Here is a 22,567-nt window from a genome sequence, read left to right as displayed (position 1 = left end):
ATGTCCACCCTGCACGACAACATACTGCTGATACTGGACGACCGCGAAATCGCCGCCGGCGACGTGCGCGGCGTGGTCGGCGCGCGCCGCTTCGGCGACATCATGTTCCAGCGCCGCCGCCTGGTCGACCACTTCCGCGCCGGCCTGCCGGCCTGGGCCGCCAGCCGCCTGATTCACCTGCGCGGCGCCGACGACCTGCCGGCGCTGCGCGCCGCGCTCGAAGCCAGCGGCGAGGAATGCGGCGTCTGCGTCATCGCCGGCCGCGCCGGCTTTGCCGAGGCCGAGCGGCTGCTGCAGCTGGCCGAGCGCCTGCCCTATGCCGAGGAAGACTTCACCGACCGCCTGTACCAGCCGCTGCTGGTATTCCTGCGCAACGCCCACCGGCTGGTCGAGCAATGGCAGGAATTCAGCGCCGCACCGCTGCACCGCTGGGAACTGGCGTGGCACGGCTGCCAGCGCATCGCCTCGGTGCAGCCGCTGGACCTGGCGCGCATGCGCGACTTCCTGTCCTTCATCAGCGGCGCCACCGCCGCGCGCCACTTCAATCAGGTCAAGCTGGACGCCTATTACTACACCAAGAGCTCGGCCGACGTGGCCAAGATGCGCGCCGAATACGCGTTCTACGGCCTGGTGCCGGAAGCCATGCGGCCATGGCTGGTGCAACCGTTCGACTACCAGGAGCGCGACGGCCGCGCCTCCTACCGCACCTTGCGCTACTACCTGGCCGACGCCGCGCTGCAATGGGTGCACGGCGCCTTCGACGCCGACGCCTTCGACAGCTTCGTCGAGCGCCTGCTGTTCTTCATGGCCGAGCGGCCGCGCCGCGCCTGCGGCAAGGCCGAATCGGCCGCCGCCGCGCGCGCGCTGTTCGTCACCAAGCTGGAGCAGCGCGCCGAACAATTCCTGGCCACCGACGCCGGCCGCCGCATCGACGCGCTGGCCGCCAGCGCCTCGCCCCACCTGGCGCTGGCGGCGCAGGTCGAGCGCTTCCGCCGGCTGTACCAGCGCCATGAGAAAAGCTTCGCCTTCGACCACATGGCGATCGGCCACGGCGACCCGTGCTTCTCGAACGTGCTGTACGACCAGCAGCGCTACCTGCTGCGGCTGATCGATCCGCGCGGCGCCGTCAGCGAGGAGGCGCTATGGACCCACCCGCTGTACGACATCTGCAAGCTGTCGCACAGCGCGCTGGGCGACTACGACTTCATCAACAACAACCTGTACCGCATCGGCTTCGACGACGGCAACGCGCTGCAGCTGCACCTGGAGCACAGCAACCACGCGTCGCTGAAGCCGGTGTTCCAGCGCCAGCTGAAGGCGGCCGGGCACGACGAGCGCATCGTGCGGCTGGGCGAGGCCTCGCTGTTCCTGTCGATGCTGCCGCTGCACCTGGATATGCCGAACAAGGTCATGGCCTTCCTGCTGAAGGCCGACGCCATACTGGATCTGGTGGAAAATCAATGAAGCAAAACATCGTCATCACCATGGCCGGACGCGGCTCGCGCTTCACGGCGGCCGGCTACACCATGCCGAAATACGAAATCATGGCACACGGCGCCAGCCTGTTCGACTGGTCGATGCGTTCGCTGCAGCACTTCCTGACGGCCGGCAGCCGGGTGATTTTCGTCTGCCTGAAAGAGAACGATTCGGCGCCGTACGTGCGGGCGCGCTGCGCCGCGCTGGGCATCGCCGACATCCGCATCCTCGAGCTGGACGAGCTGACCGACGGCCAGGCCACCAGCGCCTACCTGTCGCGCGCGCTGTGGCTGGCGGACGCGCCGCTGCTGGTCTACAACATCGACACCTATGTCGAGCCGCAGGCGCTGCAACCGTCGCAGATTCGGGAAGGATCGGACGGCTGGGTGCCGTGCTTCCAGGTGCCGGGCGAGCACTGGAGCTTCGTGCGCCTGGGCGCCGACGGCTGGGCCGTGGACCTGGCGGAGAAGCAGCGGATTTCCGAGTACGCGTCGATCGGCCTGTACTGGTTCGCCGACGGCGCCGGCTATGCCGACGCCTACGAACGCTTCTTCGCCGATCCGGCCAACCTGGTGCGGGGCGAGCGCTACATCGCGCCGCTGTACCGCCAGCTGTTGCGAGACGGCGGCAAGATCTCGATCAGCGACTTGGCGCCGGACAGCGTGCACGTGCTGGGCACGCCGGCCGAGCTGGAGCTGTTCCTCGAACTGCGCTTAGGCTAACACAAGATTATTCGTCCAAACTCGTTATGGAATACTCGTCATTGGAAGAAACATCGGCGATGGATCAGGGCTTTTGTCCCCCTCCAATAGACTAAAACCCAACTTCGTATAGAAACTGACCGCTCCAGCATCGGCATCAAGATACATGCCGAACGACCCTACAGCTTGGGCAGCCAGCTTGGTTGCCTTGAAAGCTTCTTTCATTAGCTGCTTTCCCAGGTCCCGTCCTTTGTACTGGCGGCCGACTCCCAGCATGATGAGTCGGGTACACGGAATTTGTTTAGGCAACGAGCCAAGCGAAAGTGCCGTGAGCGAGGACAAACCAATTGAGTGTTGCCCAATCGTGAAGAAACCAACGAATTGACCGGCTTGCGATTGATCTGTAAGCACATAGGCCACACAGACGCCTTTTTTAACTTGTGATTTCAGTGAGTCATGCACGAACTTGTTTACAACTGCATGTCCGCAATCAAACTTCTTTTGACCGGAATAAGTAAGGCTTGGATCGTATTTCGAAAAGACGATGGTCATGCCTTATTCAAATCCGGCAAGGACATCAGCTCGCGCATCGCCTTCGTAGGCCGGCCAGGCGCTGATTGCAGCAAGCCAGCAAGCGCCTCCTGCCCGTCTCTACTGAGCATGATGGCATTATGTTCAGCCACAACTTTACGGGCCTTTTCCACAGCAGTATTCAGGATGAATGCGGTCAAATCCGTTCCATTAAGTGCTGCGGCCAGGCTAAGCAACTCCTTTGCCGCCTCAGTAGTCTTGAGCTCCATCCGCGCACGCTTCAATGGTGCGCCCAATGAAGAGACCTCAGTGATGCCTGACTGGGCACGCGCTCGTTTCAAAGTAGCTGTAGTCATTTGGTTGCCTCCATGGCGGTTGCCCGCAAAGCGATACGGCTATCAGCCGGATGCAAGCTTATGTCGATAGTACGGCCAATGGCCGTACATGTCAATTTCATTGGAGACCTATGTTGAGCCGCAGGCACTGCACCTTCGCAGGCTCGCGAAGGATCGGACGGATGGGCAGTGGACTCTTGGCGCGCGGCCCGATCGAGCTGAAGGCGGATAGATGTTTATTGCGTGGTGCGTGGCACCAGTTGTTGCAGGGCGGCCTGGTAGGCGTTGCGGGCGGTCTGGTACACCGCCAGCCTGGCGTTCAGTTCCGCCATTTCCTTGTCGACAAACTGCAGGTTGGCGACCTGCTCCTGCGCCGCAGGACTCAGGTCGCTCAACTTGTGGGTGACGCCGTCTACCGTCACTTCGACTTCATCGTCCATAGTTATCAGTTGAAGTAGTTGGCTGCTTCGCGCACATCGTCGAGACCCAGCACACCGGCGGCCGCGCGCAATCGCAGCATGCCGATCAGGTAGTTATACCGGGCCTGGGTCAAGTCGCGCTTGGTCGTATAGAACTGCTGCTGCGCGTTGAGCAAGTCCAGGTTGACACGCACACCACCTTTGATGCTCTGGGCTGTCGCTGTGAGCAGCAACTCGGCAGACGCCAGCGCCTTATCGAGCGCTGCGATGCGTGCCGCGCTGCTGATGACGCCGTTGTACTGCTTGCGCAGCTCAACCATCACCTTGCCGGTTTTCAACTCCAGATCCGACTTGTTTTTTTCGAAGTTGGCCACCGCCTGACGAGTCGACGCACTCACCGCGCCGCCGGCGTACAGCGGAATGTTGATCTGCACACCGATGCTGCGGTTGGTCGATTCCTGATTATAGGTATTCAGGGACTCCGCCGTGCTCTTGCTATAGGACGAGACGAAATCCACGCGCGGGGTGTGGCCGGCGCGGTTCTTGTTCACCTCTTGCCGGCTTGACTCGATCGCAAAGCGCTGCGCATCAAGGTCAGGGTTGTTCTTCAGCGCCATCGCTTTCCAGTCCTCGAAACTCTCCGGCAGCACCGGACGCAGACGGAAGGTAGCGCCCAGTTCATCCAACGATTCGATCGGCTCGCCCACCAGCGATTCCAGCGTGTTCATCGAAGTCAGCTGGGCATCCTTCGCCTCAAGCACCTGAGCTTCAGACAGTTCCAGCCGGGCTTGCGTTTCCAGCATGTCTGTGCGGGTACCCTCGCCTTTTTCAAACATCTTGTTGTTGGAAGCCATCTGCTCGCGCTGGGCGTCGCGCTGGGCCGTCGCCAGGCGCACCTGCTCGGTACCCAATGCCGCTTCCAGGTAGGCGCCAGTAAGGCGCAGGATCAAGTCCTGGCCCTGGCTGGAGAACTGGGCCTCACTGTATTGGCTCTGCGCCACACCTTGCTTGTAGCGTGCCAGCGCGTCCAGGCTGAACAATACCTGGCGCAACTGGATCGATGCCGAACGGCTCAGGTATCGCGGGTGGGTCAAATCCGGCCCGAGGACGGTCTCGGTGGTCTGGTCCGCGCGGTTCTTGCTGAACGAATAGTTGCCCGAGATGTTGGGCAGCAATCCGGAACGGCCCAGCGCCTTGTATTCCTTGCCGGATTCGGCGTCGAAGAACGCCGAGCGGTAAGTCGGGTCGTTCACCAGTGCAGCCTGATAGGCTTGCAGCAGGCCGATGGCCGAAGCGCTGCCGCTGTGGAACAGCGTGCCGGCGCAGCAGGCCACAGCCAGCAGTTTCAGCAAGGGACGCTTGGCAGCGGCCGATGACATGGTTGGGATTCTCACTTATTCCTCCGTCATCGACGACTTGGAGCGGTCGAACACAGGCTTCAACAGATAATTCATCATCGTGCGCTCACCGGTCTTCACAAACAGTTCCACCGGCATACCGGCGATGATATGCAGTTTCTTGGCAGCGATGATCTTGGCGCCTTCCTTGGTCACCTTGACGCGTACCTTGTAGTACGGCACACCCGTTTTCTCGTCGATCATGCGGTCGGCGGCAACGGTGGTCAGTTCGCCCGGAATGTGCGGCGTGCTGTTGACGTTGAACGCAGAGAAGATCAATTCGACTGGCAGGCCAGGATGCACCTTGTCGATCAGGTTCACCGGCAGGTTGCCCTCCACTACCAGCGCGTCGTCGGCCGGCACGATTTCCATCAGGTGAGCGCCGGCGCCAACCACGCCGCCCTTGGTGAAGACCGCGCTGCCGACCACCGTGCCGTCCACTGGCGATTTGATTTCCACCGTCTCCAGCTCGAAGGCCTGGGCATCGATCCGACTCTGCAATGCCTCAGCCTCGCGTTGCGAGTCGGACAACTGGCTACGCACTTCTTTCTGATATTCCTGCATGCGCAGCGTGCGGCGCATGGCGGTCTCGGCGATCTGCGAACGGACACGGCCGATATTGCCGATGTCCTCGGAGATCGAGCCGGTCAACTGCACGTAAGCGCGTTCCTGGTCCAGCAGGCGCGAGCGGGCTACATAACCGTCCTTGGCCAGGTCGCGCAGGTTGTCTAGCTGTTCTTTCAGAATTACTACCTGCTCTTTCTTGCTGGCGACCGATTCCGTCAATCCCTGCAGTTGCGCGCGCAATCCCGCCGAGCCCAGGTCGATCGCCGACAACTCGCTGGACATCGCCATCTGGCGCGTGTCAAACAACTGTCGTTGCAAGGCCAGGGTCGCATCGACGCGCGGGTCGTTCTTATATTGCTCCAGCGTAGGCGGGAACGGCACCGACTTTCCGCCTTTCAGCTCGGTCAGCAGCCGTGCTTCCATCGAACGCGACGTGAAGTACTGCGCCTTGGAGGTGTCGAGCGCGGACTTGGCCTGTATGCTATTCATCCGCACCAATACTTGGCCGGCCTTGACGACGTCGCCATCGTGCACCAGGATGTCCTGGATGATGCCCACAGTCTGGTACTGGATCGCTTTGCGGTTGCCTTCCTTGGCGACAGTTCCGCTCATCGGCACGCCCTTGTCCAGCGGCGCGAACGCGGCCCAGACCAGGAACGCCAGCACGCCGAACACGACGATGAACCAGCCGACCCTGGCATAGGCGCCGGCATCGGTATTGACGGTCAGCGGCGTGACGTCATGCGAGATGACCTCGGTTGCCGGCTCGGAGTTTTTCTTAACGATAATAGCCATGATTATTCCTGTTCTGTTGCCGTGGTGGCGCCAGTGGCGGCCTGCATGCCGGCGACCTGCTGTTCGGCCTCGGCGGCTGGAGCCGCCTGCGCGGCGGCCTGCGCCTGCTGCTGGGCCGCAGCTTGTTGTTGCGCCACCTGCTGTTGCGCAGCCTGCTGCGCCTGCTGGTTTTTCTGGGCATTCTCCTGCAGCGCATTGAGCACCAACTGAGTCGGGCCGAACATCTGCAACGCACCGTCGGCCAGCAGCAACAGCTTGGTGGTGGCGCCAATGATGCTGGTGCGGTGCGTGATCAGCACGATGGTCTTGCCACGCTTCTGCAGATCGCTGACAGCCTGCAGCAGCGCCGCCTCGCCAACGTCATCCAGGTTGGAATTCGGTTCGTCCAGCACCAGGAACGATGGGTCGCCGTACATGGCGCGTGCCAGGCCGAGGCGCTGCTTTTGACCGCCGGACAGGCCTGCGCCGCCGTCGCCCAGCTTGGTGTCATAGCCGTCCGGGAAGTGCAGTATCAATTCGTGGACGCCGGCACGCTTGGCCGCGAGCACCACTTTTTCCGGATCGATATCGCCAAAGCGCGCGATGTTCTCGCTGATGGTGCCGCCGAACAGCTCGATATCCTGCGGCAGGTAGCCGACATTCGGACCCAGCTCGCCCTTGTTCCAGTGATAGATATCGGCACCATCCAGGCGCACCTTGCCCATGGCAGCCGGCCATACGCCGACCAGCAGGCGGGCCAGCGTCGACTTGCCGGAGCCGCTGGCGCCGATCACGCCCAGCACATCGCCCGCGGCGATCGCGAAACTCAGACCCTTGATCACCAGTTGCTGGCTGCCCGGCGGCGCGGCAGTGACGCCTTCGACGGCCAAGTTGCCCAGTGGCTTAGGCAATTCCATGCCAGGATCGCGCGCCGGATTTTCGCTAAGCAGCAGCGACAGGCGCTGGTAGGCGCTGCGGGTGCCGCTGAAGGATTTCCATACGCCGATCACCTGCTGCACCGGCGCCAACGCGCGGCCGACCAGGATGGACGCGGCGATCATCATGCCCGATGTGATCTTGCCTTCCAATACCAGCAAGGCGCCAAAACCGAGCACCAGCGACTGCAACGACACCTGGACGAATTTGGTGACCGCGCCGACGGTTCCCGCGCGCTCGCTGGCCTTGGCCTGCAGGTGCAGGAAACGGCCGTGCATTTTGTACCAGCGCGCCATCAGATTCGGCAGCATGCCCATCGACTCGATCACTTCGGCATTGCGCAGGTTGTTGGTGGCCAGGTTGGTCGAGGCGATAGCCATCGCGTTGGCTTCAGCCAGCGGCCCCTTGGAGACGCGCTCATTCACGTAAGCCAGGATCACCAGCACGATGGTGCCCGCCAGTGCGAACAGGCCCAGTGACGGCTCGAAGACAAAAATGACGATCAGATACACCGGGAACCATGGCGCATCGAAGAAGGCGAACAGTGCATTGCCAGTCAGGAACTGACGCACATTGGTCAGGTCGGACAGAGCTTGGCCGGCGTTGACGCCGGCGCGCTTCAGGTTTTGTTCGAACGCCGCTGTGTATACGCGCTTGTTGAGCTGCATATCAAACTTGGCGCCGACGCGCACCAGCACGAAGCTGCGTATCAGTTCCAGGCCCGACATCAGCATGTAGGCGCCCAGCATCATCAGCGTCAGCATCCACAGGGTGGTTTCGTTATGGCTGCCCAGCACACGGTCGTACACCTGCAACATATAAAGGGACGGCACCAGCATCAGCAGGTTGCTGATGGCGCTGAACGCACCGACGGTGAAGAAGGTGCTCTTGAACGAAAGCAGCGCCTGCTCCAGCTCGTTCTTGGAATTGAATAATTTGTTTTTCATTTGGTGTGCATGCACGACGGCGTGAAGATGCAAAAAGCGGTACCCGGTCAACGACAAGCGGCTCGGAGATCGCACGATTACAGCGATATAGCGCGGAGCGTTGAGCAGTCGCCTCCGGGTGAAGAAAGCGCTGGGCGAATCCGACTTTTATCGAAAATGTGATGCAAATCACATATTCGCTACTCTAACACATGAAAATAGTCATTTCCAGCAAAAAATTCCAAACAGCACAAGCACTTTGTAACATCTGTTGCGGAAATAAAAAAAGCCAGACTTGCGTCTGGCCCTTCGACAGGGACAACGATGCGTTGTCGTCCCTGATGACATCGTGAATATTAAACGATGTGGATGGTGGTAGCACCAGCAGCATTGGCCACAGCCGTTGCAGTGGTCACGCCAACCAGCTCAACTACGGTATCGGTGGTAGCCGAAGTACCTTCCGAAGCAACAACGTAGGTGTTGGTGCCGTCGGTGAAGGCCACTACGCCAGCGGTGCCGGAGGTGGTAGCTGCTGCCAGGAAGTCAGCAACGGTCGCGCCGGTTTTGGTGGCGATACCAGCGGTCAGGGTCCAGCCCGAACCACCCATTTGAGCGGTGGTCAGGACGGCGGTGGTGCCCAGAGCCAGGGTGTCGCTACCGCCAGCAGCAGCGATGCCGAAGTTCGAAACCAGATCCATCGAGGTTTGGGTCGAATCGCCAGCAGCCACTACCAGTGCGTTCACAACAGCGTGACCGGCCAGCAGGGTGATAACGTCGGCGCCCTTACCGGCGGTGATGGTTTCAGCGGTTGCGCCGCCTTTGATGATGTCGTTACCGGCACCGGTGGTGACCGATACGGCGCCCGAGAAGGCAACGCCCGACAGGTCGATGGTTTTCACTGCGGTGCTGGTCAGAGCAGCAGTGCCGCCACCGATGGTGATCGCGCCGGTACCGCTGGTAACCGTGGTGATCTTGATGTTGTCAGCGCCAGCCGATTCGGTGATGGTGAACGCGCCGGTACCTGCCGTGTCTTTCAGGGTCAGTTTCAGCGAGTTCGTGCCACCCAGGCCCGAACCATCGATAGCAACAGCTGCGGTGGTAGCCAGCGAGGTTGCGGTGATGTCCAGCACGCCGGCGTTAGCCGTAGCGATGGCGTTAGCGTAGCCGCCAACGGTCCAGGTCAGACCGGTGGTAGCGCCCAGAGCGATCTTCTCAACGCCGGTCAGGTTGACGAACGAGTTGTCAGCGATAACAACGGTGCCGGTGTCGGTCAGGGTCAGGGTATCGGTGCCAGCGCCGCCTTTGATGGTAGCGGCAGCAATGTTAGCCTGGGTGCCCGAGATCTTGTCGTTGCCAGCGCCAGCGTCGATCGACTGCGTGCCACCTGCACCAACAGCGCCAACAACGATCTTGTCGGCGGCAGCGGTTGCGGTCACAACCAGGGCGCCGGTTTGGCCGCCGGTGGTCAGGTCAACGCCTGCGGTGTTGGTCGAAGCGTCCAGGCTGGTTACCTTGGTCTGGCCAGCGATGGTCACAGCAGCACCGTATGCACCGGAGACTTTGACGGTCTTCAGATCGGTCGAAGCAGCGAACGCGAAGCTGTCGTAGTTGGTGCTAGCAACAGCAGCGGTCGTACCGTCAGCCAGGAAATTGACGTTATTCAGGCCGCTCGACACGGTCAGGTTCAGGGTTTCGTAACCAGCGATGGTGCCGGTGCCGATGTTCACAACCGTCGAGGCGGAACCGCCTTTGGCCACCAGACCCAGCACGTCAGCGGTGCCGGTTGCGTCTTTCAGGCTGTAGGTAACGGTGGTCTGGGTGGTTTTCAGTGCCACTGCAGCCGACTGGCCAGCGGTCAGGTTCGAGAAACCAGCGCCGTTAGCTGCCGACTGAACGGTGGTCACGCCAGCGATGAACGATGCGTCGAAGGTCGAAGTCTGCTTGCTTTGCAGGGTTTCGAAGCCGGTGTACAGAGCACCTTTAGCGGAGGTGGTGATATCGTTGACTGCAGCCAGGATCAGAGTGTCAGTACCAGCGCCGCCGGCGATAGATGCGCCGGATGCGGTGGTAGCAGCGGTAGTCACGGTGTCGGCGCCGGTGGTGCCTTTGAACGAGGTGATGCCAGCGTCCAGAACTGCGCTCAGGCCGCCAGTGGCGGTCGAAGCGTCAACGGTAACGATGTTGGCGTCCAGGGTACCCAGAGCAACAGCGCCAGCGCCGGTGACGGTGACAGCAGCGTTAGCAGCAAAACCGCTGATGCCGGTGCTCGATGCATCGAAGCCGGTGGTGGCGTTGATGGTCAGCGAGGTATTGGCGCCGCCCAGAGCCAGCGATTCAATTGTGTTATCGGCGCCGGTCGAGTTCACGACAGCTTTGGTGTTAGCGGTGCTGATGGTCACGGTTGCAGCGCCAGCTGGGTCGTTCACGCCATTTTTCAGGTTGATGGTCGCGGTCGACGAGGTCGAAGCGTAGCCGACGCTGACTGCGCCGTTCACAACCGTGCCGTTGCCGATGATGCTGACAGAAGTGGCGCCATCGACGTTGGTCAAGGTGATGTCGTTGGTCGAACGGTCGGCGCTGATTTCGGTCACGCCGGTGATGGTCGATGCGTCCAGGGTCAGGGCGCCGGTACCGACGTTACGCAGGTTCAGCACTTCAACGTTGGTGATGTTAGCAGCAGGCAGAGCAGCGCCAGCGCCAGCATAGGTGAAGTTCAGGGTGTCAACGCCAGCGCCGCCATTGATCTGATCGCCTGCGGTCAGGGTGGTGTTGTCAGCAATGATGGTGTCATTGACCGAGGTACCAGGGATCAGGTCGGTCGTGGTTGCCAAGGTGTAGGTGGTGCCGGTCGAGTTGCCGGTTACCAGGGTAGCCAAGGTTGCGGTCACGGTGGCGTTGAACGCGGTGGTGTCGGTGGTGCCGTCAACGGTGTGCAGCATGTCGCGAGCGGTTTGCGCTGCGGCTTTGCCGGTGTAAGCGATAACTTCAGCTGCGGTGTCGATAGCAGCGGTGAAGTTCGAAGAAACGGTGGTCTTAGCCAGCACGGTTGCTGCGTCAGCTGCGCTGCCGCCGTCTTTGGTTGCAGCAGCCATGATCTGGGTAGCTGCTTCAGCACGGGTCATCGTGTGGTTTGCCAGTGCGCCGGTCCAGAAGTCCAGGCCTGCCAGCAGTGGGTCACGGTTCAGTACGTTCTGGTAGATAGCAACGATGAACTGAGCATCGGTGCCGGTGTACAGAGCTGCGGACTCGGTGCTGTTGCCGAAGCTGTCCAGAATCGATTTAACCGTCGCGTTGGTTTGGTAAGCTGCTGCGAAACCGCCGATGTCGGTCGGTGCGCTGGCAGCTGCCAGGGTGGCGGTCATGTTAGCCAGACCGGTGCGGTCTGCTGGACGGCCAAAGTAAGCAATGTAAAGTTGCTCAGCTACTGCGATGTAATCTGCTGCTACGGCCATGATATGTATCCTTTAGTTGATTGGTTTAAACCGAATTTCTGCATCCACGACACACAGCGCTGCATGCCTATGGACGTTTTTTCGCAGAACAGGGAGTATATTGCCAGATGGGGGAACCAATGTTGTGACCGCCATCACAAACGCAGGCAAAATTTGCGTTTTTTTGTAATATTTTGTGTTTTTTTTTGCGGAAAACACCGAATTAAAACGCCGAAGGTGTTGTTTTAACCTCAATGCCGCTTTTATAGGCAAATCCGGATACCATATTTAATAGGAGCAGCCGCTATATTAGGTATGCCTGTGTAATGATCAAAAATGAAATGTGCCGCACTAGGCGGCACATTTCATTCAATCCCGGAAACCGTCATTAACGCTTCCAGCTAGTCGCCCCTTCGGCGGTGTATTTAGCACTATTCAGACTGCGGAATACATAGCCGGCTTGCTCCGCCTGATTCCCGCCCACGTAGCCCTTGATCATCGCATCGGAACTGCCATCACTGGTGAGTACGCCCTTTTCGCCAATCGAACCTTGCGAATTCATTTTAAGCGATGCATCCGATGTATAAACCGTCAAACCGGTGGTAAATCGTCGCGCGCCAAAATCCATGCTCAATTGCGCATCCTTAACCGCAGCCGTTACCGCATCCTTGCCGGTTTCCTGCAAAGATGCCTCGCTGCCGGTCAGTACAAACGAAGCTGTACCTTCTTTCGGCAGTACCAATTCGGTGTTCTTAAGTCGGGTGATCGTGTATGAGCCGATGGTATAGCCATTCTCATATGAGCCATTACGCATTTTGGCCAATGCCTCCGCGTCGACTACCACGCCGGCAACCGGCTGCCAACGCCCCCACTGAATTTCAGGCGGACTTGGCACCACCGGTACGACAACCGGTGGTGGCGTCACAGGAGTCACCGGGGTCACAGGGGTCACTGGGTCCGTGATCACCAGCGGAGGCGTGGTGGTCGTGGTGTCAGTGCCGCTACCACTGCCGCTATTACCGCCGTTATTGTTTACCAGCGAACTCTTGCCGGCGCCGATCAAGCTAGGCTCCTTTTTGGCGTCCAGGATGACATCCTGCACCGGCACCGGGCTGACGGCCGCGGTCGGCTTGCCAACCGGCTCGTCACTGCGCGGCGGCGATGCCTGGTCCGGCGATACGCTCGGGCCATGCAGCAACTGCGGCGCCTTCTGGCCACGCTGCACCTGCAACAGCACGTCGGCCTGGCCGGCGAACAGTTCGCGGCTGTTGTTGCCTTCGCACGGGCCGCCGCCTTCGGGGCCGCAGGCGCCGGCAAAGCCGCTGACGATGATGCCGCCCGAGACCACCGCCACCCGCGAAGTTTCGCGGTCGGTGAAGACGATGAAGTCGGTGCCGCGCACGCCGATCGCCGCCACCGGCGTATTGAAGCGGAAGTTCTGGCGTGCCTTCTTGACAGCGTTACCGGAAATGCTACGCGCTACGCCGCCCAGCAATTCCAGCTTGACGCGGGTGTTGCCCGGATTGGCCAGGTCGACATGGTAAGTGGTCACGCGCGCCTTGCTGTTAGGGCGCAGGATCAGGAAACCTTCGTCGACGGTCTTGACATATATATAGCCGTCGGCACCGGTGGTCAGCTCGTCACCCTCGAGCACTGCCGCGTCCAGCGTCGCCGCACGCGAGGCCAACTGCACCTGCCCGGTGACGAACACGATTTTTCCCGCCTCGCCGGCGGCCGCACCTGTGGACCAGAACAAACTGGCGCAGGCACCCAGCAAGACTAAAAAACGACGCAACATAATAAATTCCTCCTCAGCTAGCATTCTCCGCATTCTGGAGGTAAAGTATGTGATTGGCGTCACATTATTTCAATTGGATACAAATTGGGCGGCGCGGCCGCAACAGTGCATAGTTGCAAAATAAATATTTCCCCAGACATAGTGCTACAGAGGGCAAAGCGCTATACTTGCGCCTATTTTACACCCCGCCCCAACCGGAAAGCCGCACTCGGCAACTGGCCGGGTGAACACTGAACAGAAGTTAATTTTGCGCCACCTGATACCTTCCACTCCCCTGCTACGCGCCGGCATCGCCCTCGCGGCCGTCCTGCTGACCGCGTGGTCGCAATGGCTGGCGGCACCGGCCACCGTGCGCTCCGGGGACGAGTGGTTGCGCGACCGCTACATCGCGCTGCGCGCGGAGCCCACGCCGGAATCGCGCATCCTGGTGGTCGACATCGACGAGGGCAGCCTGGCCAAATACCCGTGGCCATGGCCGCGCACCCGCCTGGCCGACCTGATCGAGACGCTGCTGGCCGGCGGCGCGCGCGGCGTCGCGCTCGACATCCTGCAGGAAAAGCCCGCCGACGCCGACGGCGATGCCCGCATGGCGATGCTGGCGCAGCACGGCCCGGTGGTGCTGGCGCAATTGTTCGACTTCGCGCAACAGCCGCGCCCGCTGGAGGGCGGCCAGCTGGTCGGCGGCGTCGCCGCCGGCGCCGCGCCCGGCGTGGCGGCGCACGGCTACCTGGCCAACCACGCCGGCCTGGCGCGCGCGGCCCACACCGGCAACATCGGCGTCGTGCCGGACGCCGACGGCACGCTGCGCTGGGTGCCGATGTACGCGACTTTCGACGGCAAGAATTACCCCACGCTGGCGCGCGCGCTGTTCGACTGCTGCGCCGGCGGCCCGCCGCTGGCGCTCGGCTCCGGTCCGCTGCGGGTGCCCTACCGCCGCGACTGGTCGGCCTACAGCGCCGCCAGCGCCGCCGACGTGCTGGAGCAAAACCTGGCGCCCGACCAGATGGCCGGCAAGCTGGTGCTGATCGGCTCGTCCGCGCTGAGCATCGGCGACCGCCTGGCCACGCCGCTGGGCGCCTCGACCGCCGGCCTGCTGGTGCACGCGGCGGTACTGGACACGCTGCTGGAGCGTCAGGCTGGCCGCGCGCCGGCGCCGTGGCCGGGCCGCTGGCTGGCGCTGCTGTGCTGTGGCGCCACGGTGATGCTGGTGAGCTACACGCTGGCGCGCCGTTCGGCCGCGGTCAACGTGCTGCTGCTGGCGGCCTGTTCCGCCTTGTGGCTGACGCTGGCCTACGCCATCGCCCCGCACGACGACCGCTTCTCGCCGGCCGGCCCGCTGCTGTCCAACCTGTTCCTGCTGGCGGTGGCCGTGCCCTTCCACTGGCAGCTGGCGCAGCAGAAGTCGCGCCAGCTGCTCGGCACCTTGCGCCAGTACGTGGCCAAGGAGGTGGTCGACGAATTGCTGCGCAGCGACCTGAAGGATCCGTTGCGGCCCAAGCAGCTGCAGGTGACCACGCTGATCGCCGACATGGAGGGCTACACCACCCAGGTCGAGTCGCTGCCGGTGGAGGAAGCGGCCAAGCTGACCACCGACTTCCTCGATTGCCTGACGCGGCCGGTGTTGGAAAAGCACGGCACGCTGGACAAGTACACCGGCGACGGCCTGGTGGCGTTCTGGGGCGCGCCGCTGCCGATCGCCGACCACGCCGACCTGGCGCTGGACGCGGCGCGGATGATCGTGCGCGAAGTGCGGGCCATGAGCGCGCTGCGCGTCAGCCAGGGCAAGGCGCCGCTGCGGGTGCGCATCGGCATCGAGAGCGGGCTGGCCATGGCCGGCGACTACGGCACTTCGTTCCGCAGCATCTATACCGCCGTCGGCGACAGCGTCAACACGGCGTCGCGGCTGGAACAGGCGGCGCGCGACTTCCCGCACGACGTCATCATCGGCGCCGGCACGGTCGAACGCGCCACGCGGCACCGTTTCCTGTCGCTGGGCGAGCAACGCCTGCGCGGCAAGGAAAAGACCGCGCATCTGTACACGCTGGAGGAGACCGCATGACGGCCCGCCGCCACGCTCTGGCGCCGGGCCTGCTGCTGGTCGCGCTGCTGCTGGCCGGCCAGGTGCCGGCCGCCCGCGCCACCGACGACGATCCCGGTCCGGGCTATGCTCCGGTGCAGCAGGAAGAGCTGTACCTGCAGGCGATGCGGGCGCTGGCCGAGGGCCACCCCGAGCAAGCCACCGACCTGCTGATGCGCTTCCTGGAACGGGAACCGCAGCATGCGGGCGCCTGGCTGGACCTGGCCATCAGCCAGTGCGAACTGGGCCATGCGGCCGAGGCCGAACGGCTGTTCAGCGAGATCGAGCAGCGCTTCGCGCCACCGGCCGGCATCGTCGAGGTGATCAGCGGCTACCGCAAACGCGGCTGCATTCCAACCAAGGGCAGGCAGGAGCGCATGTCGTTCTCCGTCACCCGCGGCTACGATACCAACGTCAACCAGGGCGCCAGCAGTGCCTTCTTCAGCACCGGCAGTGGCGCCAATTACAATGAATGGACGTTGGGGCCGGAATACCTGCCGAAGGCCGACCGCTACACCATGCTGTCGGGCGATTACAGCCGCAACCTGAATGACAAGGGCCTGCTCGGCTTTGTCCAGCTGCGCGCGCGACGCCACGATGATGTCCATGAGCAAGACACCAGTTCGCTGCTGCTGGGCGTGGAACAGCAATGGCAACTCGGCGGCTGGCGCGGCCGGGCGACCGCGGCCGTCAGCGCGCTGCAGCTGGACAGCCACTACTACCAACGCCAGGCGCAGCTGCAACTGCGGGCGACGCCGCCGCTGCAGCTGTCCGACAAGCTGGACTGGGCGCTGACGGCTGGCCTCAGCCACGTGACTTACCCGACCCGCACCAAGTACGACGGCAACACGGTCGAACTGGGCAACTCGCTGACCTGGCGTGCCGGTCCGGTGCAGGCGCTGGGCGGACTGGGAGTGCTGTCCGACCACGGCCAGACCGGCAGGCTCGGCGGCAACCGCGACGGCTGGTATGGTAATCTTTTGATGTTCGCCAACATCGGCGACCGCTACAGTCTGCAAGGCGGCTGGGCGCGGCAGGTGTGGCGCGGCAGCACCTTGTACTCCCCGGGCGTGATCGACCTGGTACGGCGCCAGGATACCCGACAGCTGAACGCCGGAGTGACCATGGAAATGGGCGAACATCAAACTCTGCAACTGGAATGGCGTAACGTCCACAACCGGGAAAATATTTCGCTGTTTCAATATAATAGCCGGACCATTCAGCTGATCTGGCGCTGGGATAATTTTTGACGGATTTTGAAAGCCTGCATGACGACCAGTAAACCGACAGCTGCCGATACCGCCGACGTTCCGGTCCCGGCCGACGCCGCGCCACTGACATCGACCACAGTGCTCAGCGATATTGCCGTGGCCACGCCAGCGACGGAGCAGCGCGATCCGAGCGATCCGAACCAGCAAATGAATATCCAGATTCATTTGCGCAAGATTCCCTTGCTGGCCAACCTGAGTGAAGAGGACATCCTGCGCGTGCGCACCGACATCCGCATTCGCCAGTACAACAAGCGCGACGTGGTGCTGCAGAAGGGTGCCACCGGCGACAGCCTGCTGTTCCTGCTGACCGGCCAGCTGCAGGTGATCGATGTGACCGAGGACGGCCGCGCAATCGGCCTGCGCATGCTGGCGCCGGGCGACTTCTTCGGCGAGATCGCCGTCATCAACGGTTCGATGCGCTCGGCCTCGGTGGTGGCGCTGACGCCGGTGCTGGTGGCCCTGCTGCCGCGCGCCACCGCGCTGCACCTGTTCTCGCACTCGCCGTCAGTGGCCAACCAGATGTTGCGCTTCCTGGCCGAGAAGGTGCAGCGCGATTCCGAATTCCGCGCACTGCTCAGCATTCACAACACCTCCAAGCGCATCTACACATTCCTCGAACTGCTGAAGGAAAAGAAGCCGGGCGACGAGCAGGAGGTGGTGGAGAACCTGCCGACCCACCAGGATATCGCCAACATGATCAACACCAGCCGCGAGACGGTGACGCGCACGCTGCTGACTCTGGTGCAGCAGGGCATCATCAAAAAGGGGACGCACCGCCTGATCATCGTCAATCCCGAGGCCCTGCAGAAGCTGGCTCAGGGCTAGGCGTCTGCGCGGCAGAGCAAATTACACGCGACGGTGACGTCGCCTCCCGTGCGGCCAGGTAAATCAAGTAAAATTCCGTCTGTGTTCCATCGTCGGCATCCTCCAGCCGCCCGGGTGGACCATTTTTTTCAGCCATCCCTGATCCACAATGACACTGTTGCAAACGCCGCTGATCGTCAATCTTGCCCCCACCGGTATGATGCCAACGCGCGCGCAATCACCCTTCGTCCCGCTGACGCCGGGGGAAATTGCCGACGATGTGGCGCGCTGCGTCGGACAAGGCGTGTCGATGGCGCATCTGCATGCGCGCGCGGCCGATGGCTTGCCCACGGACGACCCGGGCGTGTACGCCGAAATCATCGGCGCCATTCGCGCGCGGGCGCCGGAGACCGTCATCGTCACCACCACCAGCGGCCGCCTGGTTGCCGACGTCGAGAAGCGTGCCGCCACGCTCTACCTGAAAGACGGGCTGAAGCCGGACATGGCCAGCCTGACGCTGGGATCGATGAATTTTGCGCGCGACGCCAGCGTCAATGCGCCCCAGACCATCATGCGGCTGGCGGAGATCATGCGGGAACGCGGCATCAAGCCGGAGCTCGAGGTGTTCGACCTGGGCATGGTCAATGTCGCCCACATGCTGATCGACAAAGGGCTGATCCAGGCGCCGTATTATTTCAACATCCTGCTCGGCAATCCGGGCACGGCCCAGGCCACGCTGCTGCATTTGTCCGCCATCGTCGGCTCCTTGCCGCCGGACTCGGTATGGTCGCTGGGCGGCATCGGCCGCTTCCAGACCCAGGCCAACGCGCTGGGCGTGGTGATGGGCCATGGCGTGCGGGTCGGACTGGAAGACAATTTGTGGCTCGACGATGCGCGCACGCAACTGGCCGACAACCTCCAGCTGGTGCGGCGGGTCGCGGCGCAGGCGGCGGCGCTGGGGCGTCCGCTGGCGAGCGCCAGCCAGACCCGCGACCTGCTGGGGCTGGAGCCTACGCGATGACGGCCGCAGCCGCAGCAGCGGCGCCACGCGCGTCGCTGGTCATTTTCGGCATCAGCAATATCCTGTCGGACCTGTTCGACTGCGCCCTGGCCAACGGACTGCAGCTGGGCAAGGTGGTGGAGCACCATGCCGAGGTGCTTGACGAGCGCAGCCTGAGCCTGGCTCAGCGTCTGCAGGCGCTGAGCCAGCATTGCACGCCGCCGCAGGTACAGACGCTGGCGCAGTTCGCGCCGGGCGCGGAAGAAGTCTATCTGCTCGGCCCGACCACGCCGGCGCGCGAGCAACTGGCGCTGGAACTGACGCAGCGCTTCGGGCTGCGGTTCACCACGCTGATCCACCCCACCGCCTACGTGTCGCCGCTGGCGACGCTGGGCCAGGGCGTGTTTGTCGGCGCCAACAGCGTGGTCGGGCCGGGCGCGGTGCTGGAGGACCATGTGTTCGTCAATCGCGGCGTGACCATCGGGCATGACACGCGGATCGGCGCTTATTCCCGCGTGCAGCCGGGCGCCAATGTCGGCGGGCTGTCGAACATCGGCTGCCGCGTGACGGTGGCGATCGGCGCCACCACACTGGAGCGCCTGGTCATCGGCGACGATGCCTTCGTCGGGGCCGGCGCCGTGGCGGTCGGCGACGTGGCGGCCGGCGCGCTGGTGGTCGGGGTACCGGCCAAGTTCAAGCGTCAGGTGGTTTGATCCTCCGCCGGTGGCGCTGCATCGCTTGCCGGCACGCGGCCAGCAAGCTGGGGCCGGACGCCGCCAGGTCCAGCGCGTGGTCGAAACGGGCACGCATCCGTTCGCCGCTGGCGCGGCGCAATGTCGGATCGGTGGCCAGCGCGTCGAGGCGCGTAAAGTAGTCGTCGAGGTCGGCGACCGCCTCGTCGCCCGCCTTGTCGCCGCCATCCGCATCGGCCAGCGCCAGCACAGGCATGCCCCGCGCCATCGCTTCCGCCACCGAAAAACCGCCCCCCATGATAGGGGGATGCAGATAGATGTCGCTGGCGGCCAGCCATCGGGCAGCTTGCGGCGTGTAGGCTTGCAGGCGCAGCCGTGCCGGCGCCAGTTCGACCAGCGCGGGCGGCAAACTGCCGCCGCCGCCCACCAGCAGCCATATCAGCTTGGGGTGGCGCTGCATGGCGGTGACCATGCGTTGCGCCCATTCACCACCGATTTTGACCTCCAGGTGCGTTCCCATCGTGATGCACAGCAGGGCGTCGTCATCGATGCCGAGGCTGCTGCGCGGCAGCGCCGCGGCGGCCGCTTGGCGTCGCACGCGAAACGGGTGGAAACACGCCAGACTTTCCGGAAATTCTTCATGCCAGGGTCTCGACACGGTATCGGCCAGCACATTCTGCGCGGTCAGCCACGCATCGGCGGGCACCATGGGCGCGATCGAATTGATCGACATGCCCAGCACAGGGTAGCGCCGATACAGCGCTGAAACCAGCCCGGAGTGCAGGCCGACAAACAACACCAGATCGGGGGCCCATGCCTCGATCTGGCCCTGCATGTCCAGCCAGCGGCGCAACAGCGACATGCGTTGGTCGGCCAGATACAGCTTTACGGGGGCACCAGCGCTATCCAGCCAGGCCTGCAGGTCGGCTTGCAACGGCGGCGTGTCGGTGCCGGAGCCGAGCAAATGGCGCAGGTCCGGGGCCATCGCTTCCTGGCAGCTGAACAGGCTGACCTCGACGCCCTGCTGGATCAGCGTACGCGCCTGGTCCAGCGCCATCTGCGTCGGCGGATGCCGAGGCGTAGCCAGATGCGGCGCCACCAGCGCCACGCGCCGAAGCTGTGGTTCGGCGGAAACCTGCGCTGGCGCGGCCGGCAGGTAGCGCGCCAGTTGCCTGCCGGTCAGCAGCGAAAGCTGAGGCAAGCCTACCGCCTTCAGTCGTCGGATGTATTCCGTCCGGCTATTTGCATGCAGCAGCACGCGTTGCCAGGCCATGTCGTAGAACGCGCCATAGCGGTCCAGGTCGGGCGGTGCGATGGTTTGCAGGCAGGCGCAGGCTTGCGGCAGGAACACCGGGTCGCCGGTGACGAGATCGAGAACGGTGGCGCGGTAAAAGCCCACCAGACCTTCGTCCGGCACCAGGGTGGTGAGCACGTGCACCACTTCCGCCAGCAACTCTGCATCGGCAATGCCCCGCATCAGCTGCATCAGATGCAGCCAGAGATGGTTGGCGGTCGGGTTGACGGCGAGGCGGTCCAGCGCGTCGCCCAGCAGCAGGCGTTGCTGACCGTTAGAGTTCATATGGGCTCGCGCAGGAGACCAACATAAGCGCCGGCATGCGCTTCAGCTTGTAGCGCGGTACTACATGCATGATGGAATGAGATCAAAGATGGTAAAGGCGGCATTGTACGTTTCTTCGCGCAGAGAAGGCGCGGACTTGCGGATTCGGCCGGAGGGCTGCACGGCGGAAGACTTTCCTAGCGGCCGCGCAGCCAGCGCTGCGCCGGCATTTCAAACCAGCGGTAGCACAGGTGGGCCAGCGCCAGCGTGGCGCCCACAAACAGCAGCCACAGCCACGGCGAGCTCCACGGCACGGCCACGCCGATCAAGCCGCAGGCCAGCGCGATGCCCAGCTGCAGCGGGAAATGCAGCAGGTAGCTGGAATAGGTCAGGTTGCCCAGTGTTTCCAGTCCGCGCGCCCCGGCCTCGCCGCGCGGCCGCAGCGCCAGCAGCAACGCCAGCACCAGCGGCGTGCCCAGCAACAGCACGGCGGTGACGCCCAGCGCGCCGCGCCAGGCTGCCGCCAGCACCAGCGCCAGCAGAGTCGCCAACAGCACCAGCGCCGCCCTCAGCGCGCGGCGCCGCGGCGCCGACTGCAACGCGCCGTGGCCCAGCGCCACCAGCCCGCCCAGGTAGAAATACAGCAGGCATTCGAGCACCGGCCAGCCGGCCAGCTGCCAGGCCAGGCCGGCCGCCAGCGCCACCGCGGCGGTGGCGGCCGCGCCGGCGCCGGCCAGCCGGGTCCAGGCAAAGAAGAACAGGTAGGCCAGCAGCTCCAGCGACACGCTCCAGATCGGCCCGTTGAACGAGGCCGCGCGTTCGCCGTCGAACCAGTTGCTGGCGATCGGCAGCTGCAGCAGGAAGCTGGCGGCGCCGTTGTCGCGGTAGACGAAGTAATACTGGTGGACGCCGAAATACAGCGCCTGCAGCAGCGCCACCAGCAGCAGCGTGGCCAGGTGCAGCGGATACAGGCGCGAAAAGCGCAGCACGAAAAAGCGGCCGGCCGTCACCCCGCGCGCGGCGATGGCGGCGCCATACTGCCAGAAGAAGATGCAGCCGGAGATGCACCAGAACACCCGCACGCCGTACAGGCCGTAGCGGTAGAAAAATCCCAGCAGCGCATGGAAGGGCTGGCGCGCCGGGTCGAAGTCGTGGGCCTGGTAGGCGACGAAGGCAAAGTGCTGGTAGTGCCACATCAGCACCGCGAACGCGCAGACAAAGCGCAGCAGTTCGACGCCGTGCAGCGCGGGCGCCCGCGGCGGCTTCAAGGCGCCGGCGACAGCAGTTGGCGCTGCGCCAGCAAGGCGATCACCTGCTCGGCGCATTGCTCGGGGGTGTAGGCCACGGTATCGAGCCGCACGTCCGGCGACACCGGCCGCTCGTAGGGCGAGTCGAGGCCGGTGAAGTTGCGGATTTCGCCGGCGCGGGCCTTCTTGTACAAGCCCTTCGGATCGCGCCGCTCGCACTCCTGCAGCGGCGTGTCCATGAACACCTCGATGAATTCGCCTTCGGGCATCAGCTGGCGCACCAGCGCGCGGTCCGAGCGGAACGGCGAGATGAAGGCGCTCAGCACGATCAGGCCGGCGTCCGTCATCAGCCGCCCGACCTCGCCGACGCGGCGGATGTTCTCCACGCGGTCCTCGGCGCTGAAGCCGAGGTCGCGGCACAGGCCGTGCCGCACATTGTCGCCGTCCAGCAGGTAGGTGTGCAGGCCCAGGCCGGCCAGGCGCTGCTCGACCAGGCCGGCGACGGTGGTCTTGCCCGAGCCGCTCAAGCCGGTAAACCACAGCAGGCACGGGCGCTGGCGCTTGTGCTGCGCGCGGCTGGCCCGGTCTATCTTCATTTGCTGCCAGACGACGTTGCTGCTCATAGGG

General features: G+C 63.5%; 17 protein-coding genes and 1 pseudogene. 7 read left to right on the top strand and 11 right to left on the bottom strand.

From position 1 onward, the window contains the following. The gene (locus tag ACCD07_RS17170) at nt 1–1,464 is read left to right on the top strand and encodes a hypothetical protein (RefSeq protein ID WP_413448052.1); all 1,464 of its coding nucleotides are present in this window, start codon (nt 1–3) and stop codon (nt 1,462–1,464) included. Beyond that, entirely contained in the window at nt 1,461–2,198 is a 738-nt protein-coding gene (locus tag ACCD07_RS17165) for a glycosyltransferase family 2 protein (RefSeq protein WP_413448051.1), read from the top strand. Before ACCD07_RS17170 ends, ACCD07_RS17165 begins: the two co-directional genes overlap by 4 nt. 24 nt (nt 2,199–2,222) lie before the next feature. Here the strand turns inward: ACCD07_RS17165 and ACCD07_RS17160 are convergent, their stop codons facing one another. The 8 genes from ACCD07_RS17160 to ACCD07_RS17125 all read right to left on the bottom strand — a co-directional run bounded on the left by ACCD07_RS17160 (nt 2,223) and on the right by ACCD07_RS17125 (nt 13,291). Beyond that, complete coding sequence (locus ACCD07_RS17160; protein ID WP_413448050.1) at nt 2,223–2,729, bottom strand: GNAT family N-acetyltransferase; 507 nt, start codon at nt 2,727–2,729, stop codon at nt 2,223–2,225. Continuing rightward, nucleotides 2,726–3,064 (bottom strand): DUF1778 domain-containing protein, encoded by a 339-nt coding sequence (locus tag ACCD07_RS17155; RefSeq protein ID WP_413448049.1) that lies wholly within the window; start codon nt 3,062–3,064, stop codon nt 2,726–2,728. Before ACCD07_RS17155 ends, ACCD07_RS17160 begins: the two co-directional genes overlap by 4 nt. Before the next feature lie 215 nt (nt 3,065–3,279). Next, nucleotides 3,280–3,483: a hypothetical protein gene (locus tag ACCD07_RS17150; protein WP_413448048.1), complete on the bottom strand. Its 204-nt coding sequence runs from the start codon at nt 3,481–3,483 to the stop codon at nt 3,280–3,282. A 5-nt stretch (nt 3,484–3,488) separates the two neighbouring features. After that, nucleotides 3,489–4,841, bottom strand: a complete 1,353-nt coding sequence (locus ACCD07_RS17145; RefSeq protein WP_413448047.1) for a TolC family outer membrane protein — start codon at nt 4,839–4,841, stop codon at nt 3,489–3,491. A gap of 15 nt (nt 4,842–4,856) precedes the next feature. Further along, nucleotides 4,857–6,221, bottom strand: a complete 1,365-nt coding sequence (locus ACCD07_RS17140) for an HlyD family type I secretion periplasmic adaptor subunit (protein WP_413448046.1) — start codon at nt 6,219–6,221, stop codon at nt 4,857–4,859. Between the two features lie 2 nt (nt 6,222–6,223). Then, entirely contained in the window at nt 6,224–8,083 is a 1,860-nt protein-coding gene (locus ACCD07_RS17135) for a type I secretion system permease/ATPase (RefSeq protein WP_413448045.1), read from the bottom strand. 335 nt (nt 8,084–8,418) lie between these two features. After that, nucleotides 8,419–11,514 carry a beta strand repeat-containing protein gene (locus ACCD07_RS17130; RefSeq protein WP_413448044.1) on the bottom strand — a complete coding sequence of 1,032 codons (3,096 nt, stop codon included), beginning with the start codon at nt 11,512–11,514 and terminating at the stop codon, nt 8,419–8,421. Between the two features lie 367 nt (nt 11,515–11,881). Then, nucleotides 11,882–13,291: a FecR domain-containing protein gene (locus tag ACCD07_RS17125; protein WP_413448043.1), complete on the bottom strand. Its 1,410-nt coding sequence runs from the start codon at nt 13,289–13,291 to the stop codon at nt 11,882–11,884. 247 nt (nt 13,292–13,538) lie between these two features. Between ACCD07_RS17125 and ACCD07_RS17120 the strand changes: the two genes are divergently transcribed. From ACCD07_RS17120 to ACCD07_RS17100, 5 genes are all read left to right on the top strand, one after another. Continuing rightward, a complete protein-coding gene (locus tag ACCD07_RS17120; RefSeq protein WP_413448042.1) occupies nt 13,539–15,350 on the top strand; it encodes a CHASE2 domain-containing protein in 1,812 nt (603 codons plus the stop codon). Beyond that, on the top strand, nt 15,347–16,618 hold the full coding sequence (locus ACCD07_RS17115; protein WP_413448041.1) for a tetratricopeptide repeat protein: 1,272 nt from the start codon (nt 15,347–15,349) through the stop codon (nt 16,616–16,618). The genes ACCD07_RS17120 and ACCD07_RS17115 overlap by 4 nt, the downstream gene beginning before the upstream one ends. Nucleotides 16,619–16,636: 18 nt before the next feature. Next, nucleotides 16,637–17,464, top strand: a complete 828-nt coding sequence (locus ACCD07_RS17110) for a Crp/Fnr family transcriptional regulator (RefSeq protein ID WP_413448040.1) — start codon at nt 16,637–16,639, stop codon at nt 17,462–17,464. A 148-nt stretch (nt 17,465–17,612) separates the two neighbouring features. Beyond that, entirely contained in the window at nt 17,613–18,464 is an 852-nt protein-coding gene (locus ACCD07_RS17105; RefSeq protein WP_413448039.1) for a 3-keto-5-aminohexanoate cleavage protein, read from the top strand. After that, the gene (locus ACCD07_RS17100; protein ID WP_413448038.1) at nt 18,461–19,156 is read left to right on the top strand and encodes an acetyltransferase; all 696 of its coding nucleotides are present in this window, start codon (nt 18,461–18,463) and stop codon (nt 19,154–19,156) included. Before ACCD07_RS17105 ends, ACCD07_RS17100 begins: the two co-directional genes overlap by 4 nt. On the opposite strand, the gene ACCD07_RS17095 is transcribed toward ACCD07_RS17100, so the two are convergent. The 3 genes and pseudogenes from ACCD07_RS17095 to cysC form a co-directional block, all read right to left on the bottom strand. Then, the gene (locus ACCD07_RS17095) at nt 19,137–20,714 is read right to left on the bottom strand and encodes a hypothetical protein (RefSeq protein WP_413448037.1); all 1,578 of its coding nucleotides are present in this window, start codon (nt 20,712–20,714) and stop codon (nt 19,137–19,139) included. The two genes, ACCD07_RS17100 and ACCD07_RS17095, sit on opposite strands and share 20 nt — an antisense overlap. A 176-nt stretch (nt 20,715–20,890) precedes the next feature. Beyond that, nucleotides 20,891–21,961: an acyltransferase family protein gene (locus ACCD07_RS17090; RefSeq protein ID WP_413448036.1), complete on the bottom strand. Its 1,071-nt coding sequence runs from the start codon at nt 21,959–21,961 to the stop codon at nt 20,891–20,893. Beyond that, nucleotides 21,958–22,554 (bottom strand): annotated as a pseudogene (gene cysC / locus ACCD07_RS17085) (adenylyl-sulfate kinase); the annotation flags it as partial. The pseudogene cysC and the gene ACCD07_RS17090, both read right to left, overlap by 4 nt. Nucleotides 22,555–22,567: the final 13 nt, after the last annotated feature.

Origin of the sequence: Duganella sp. Dugasp56, assembly GCF_047304105.1 — a bacterium.
Taxonomy (GTDB): domain Bacteria; phylum Pseudomonadota; class Gammaproteobacteria; order Burkholderiales; family Burkholderiaceae_D; genus Rugamonas; species Rugamonas hordei.
This window is presented reverse-complemented; position numbering and strand designations above follow the sequence as displayed.

Coding starts and splice junctions, on each gene's coding strand:
- ACCD07_RS17170 (WP_413448052.1), top strand. CDS start 1: ATGTCCACCCTGCACGACAACATACTGCTGATACTGGACGACCGCGAA.
- ACCD07_RS17165 (WP_413448051.1), top strand. CDS start 1,461: ATGAAGCAAAACATCGTCATCACCATGGCCGGACGCGGCTCGCGCTTC.
- ACCD07_RS17160 (WP_413448050.1), bottom strand. CDS start 2,729: ATGACCATCGTCTTTTCGAAATACGATCCAAGCCTTACTTATTCCGGT.
- ACCD07_RS17155 (WP_413448049.1), bottom strand. CDS start 3,064: ATGACTACAGCTACTTTGAAACGAGCGCGTGCCCAGTCAGGCATCACT.
- ACCD07_RS17150 (WP_413448048.1), bottom strand. CDS start 3,483: ATGGACGATGAAGTCGAAGTGACGGTAGACGGCGTCACCCACAAGTTG.
- ACCD07_RS17145 (WP_413448047.1), bottom strand. CDS start 4,841: ATGTCATCGGCCGCTGCCAAGCGTCCCTTGCTGAAACTGCTGGCTGTG.
- ACCD07_RS17140 (WP_413448046.1), bottom strand. CDS start 6,221: ATGGCTATTATCGTTAAGAAAAACTCCGAGCCGGCAACCGAGGTCATC.
- ACCD07_RS17135 (WP_413448045.1), bottom strand. CDS start 8,083: ATGAAAAACAAATTATTCAATTCCAAGAACGAGCTGGAGCAGGCGCTG.
- ACCD07_RS17130 (WP_413448044.1), bottom strand. CDS start 11,514: ATGGCCGTAGCAGCAGATTACATCGCAGTAGCTGAGCAACTTTACATT.
- ACCD07_RS17125 (WP_413448043.1), bottom strand. CDS start 13,291: ATGTTGCGTCGTTTTTTAGTCTTGCTGGGTGCCTGCGCCAGTTTGTTC.
- ACCD07_RS17115 (WP_413448041.1), top strand. CDS start 15,347: ATGACGGCCCGCCGCCACGCTCTGGCGCCGGGCCTGCTGCTGGTCGCG.
- ACCD07_RS17110 (WP_413448040.1), top strand. CDS start 16,637: ATGACGACCAGTAAACCGACAGCTGCCGATACCGCCGACGTTCCGGTC.
- ACCD07_RS17105 (WP_413448039.1), top strand. CDS start 17,613: ATGACACTGTTGCAAACGCCGCTGATCGTCAATCTTGCCCCCACCGGT.
- ACCD07_RS17100 (WP_413448038.1), top strand. CDS start 18,461: ATGACGGCCGCAGCCGCAGCAGCGGCGCCACGCGCGTCGCTGGTCATT.
- ACCD07_RS17095 (WP_413448037.1), bottom strand. CDS start 20,714: ATGAACTCTAACGGTCAGCAACGCCTGCTGCTGGGCGACGCGCTGGAC.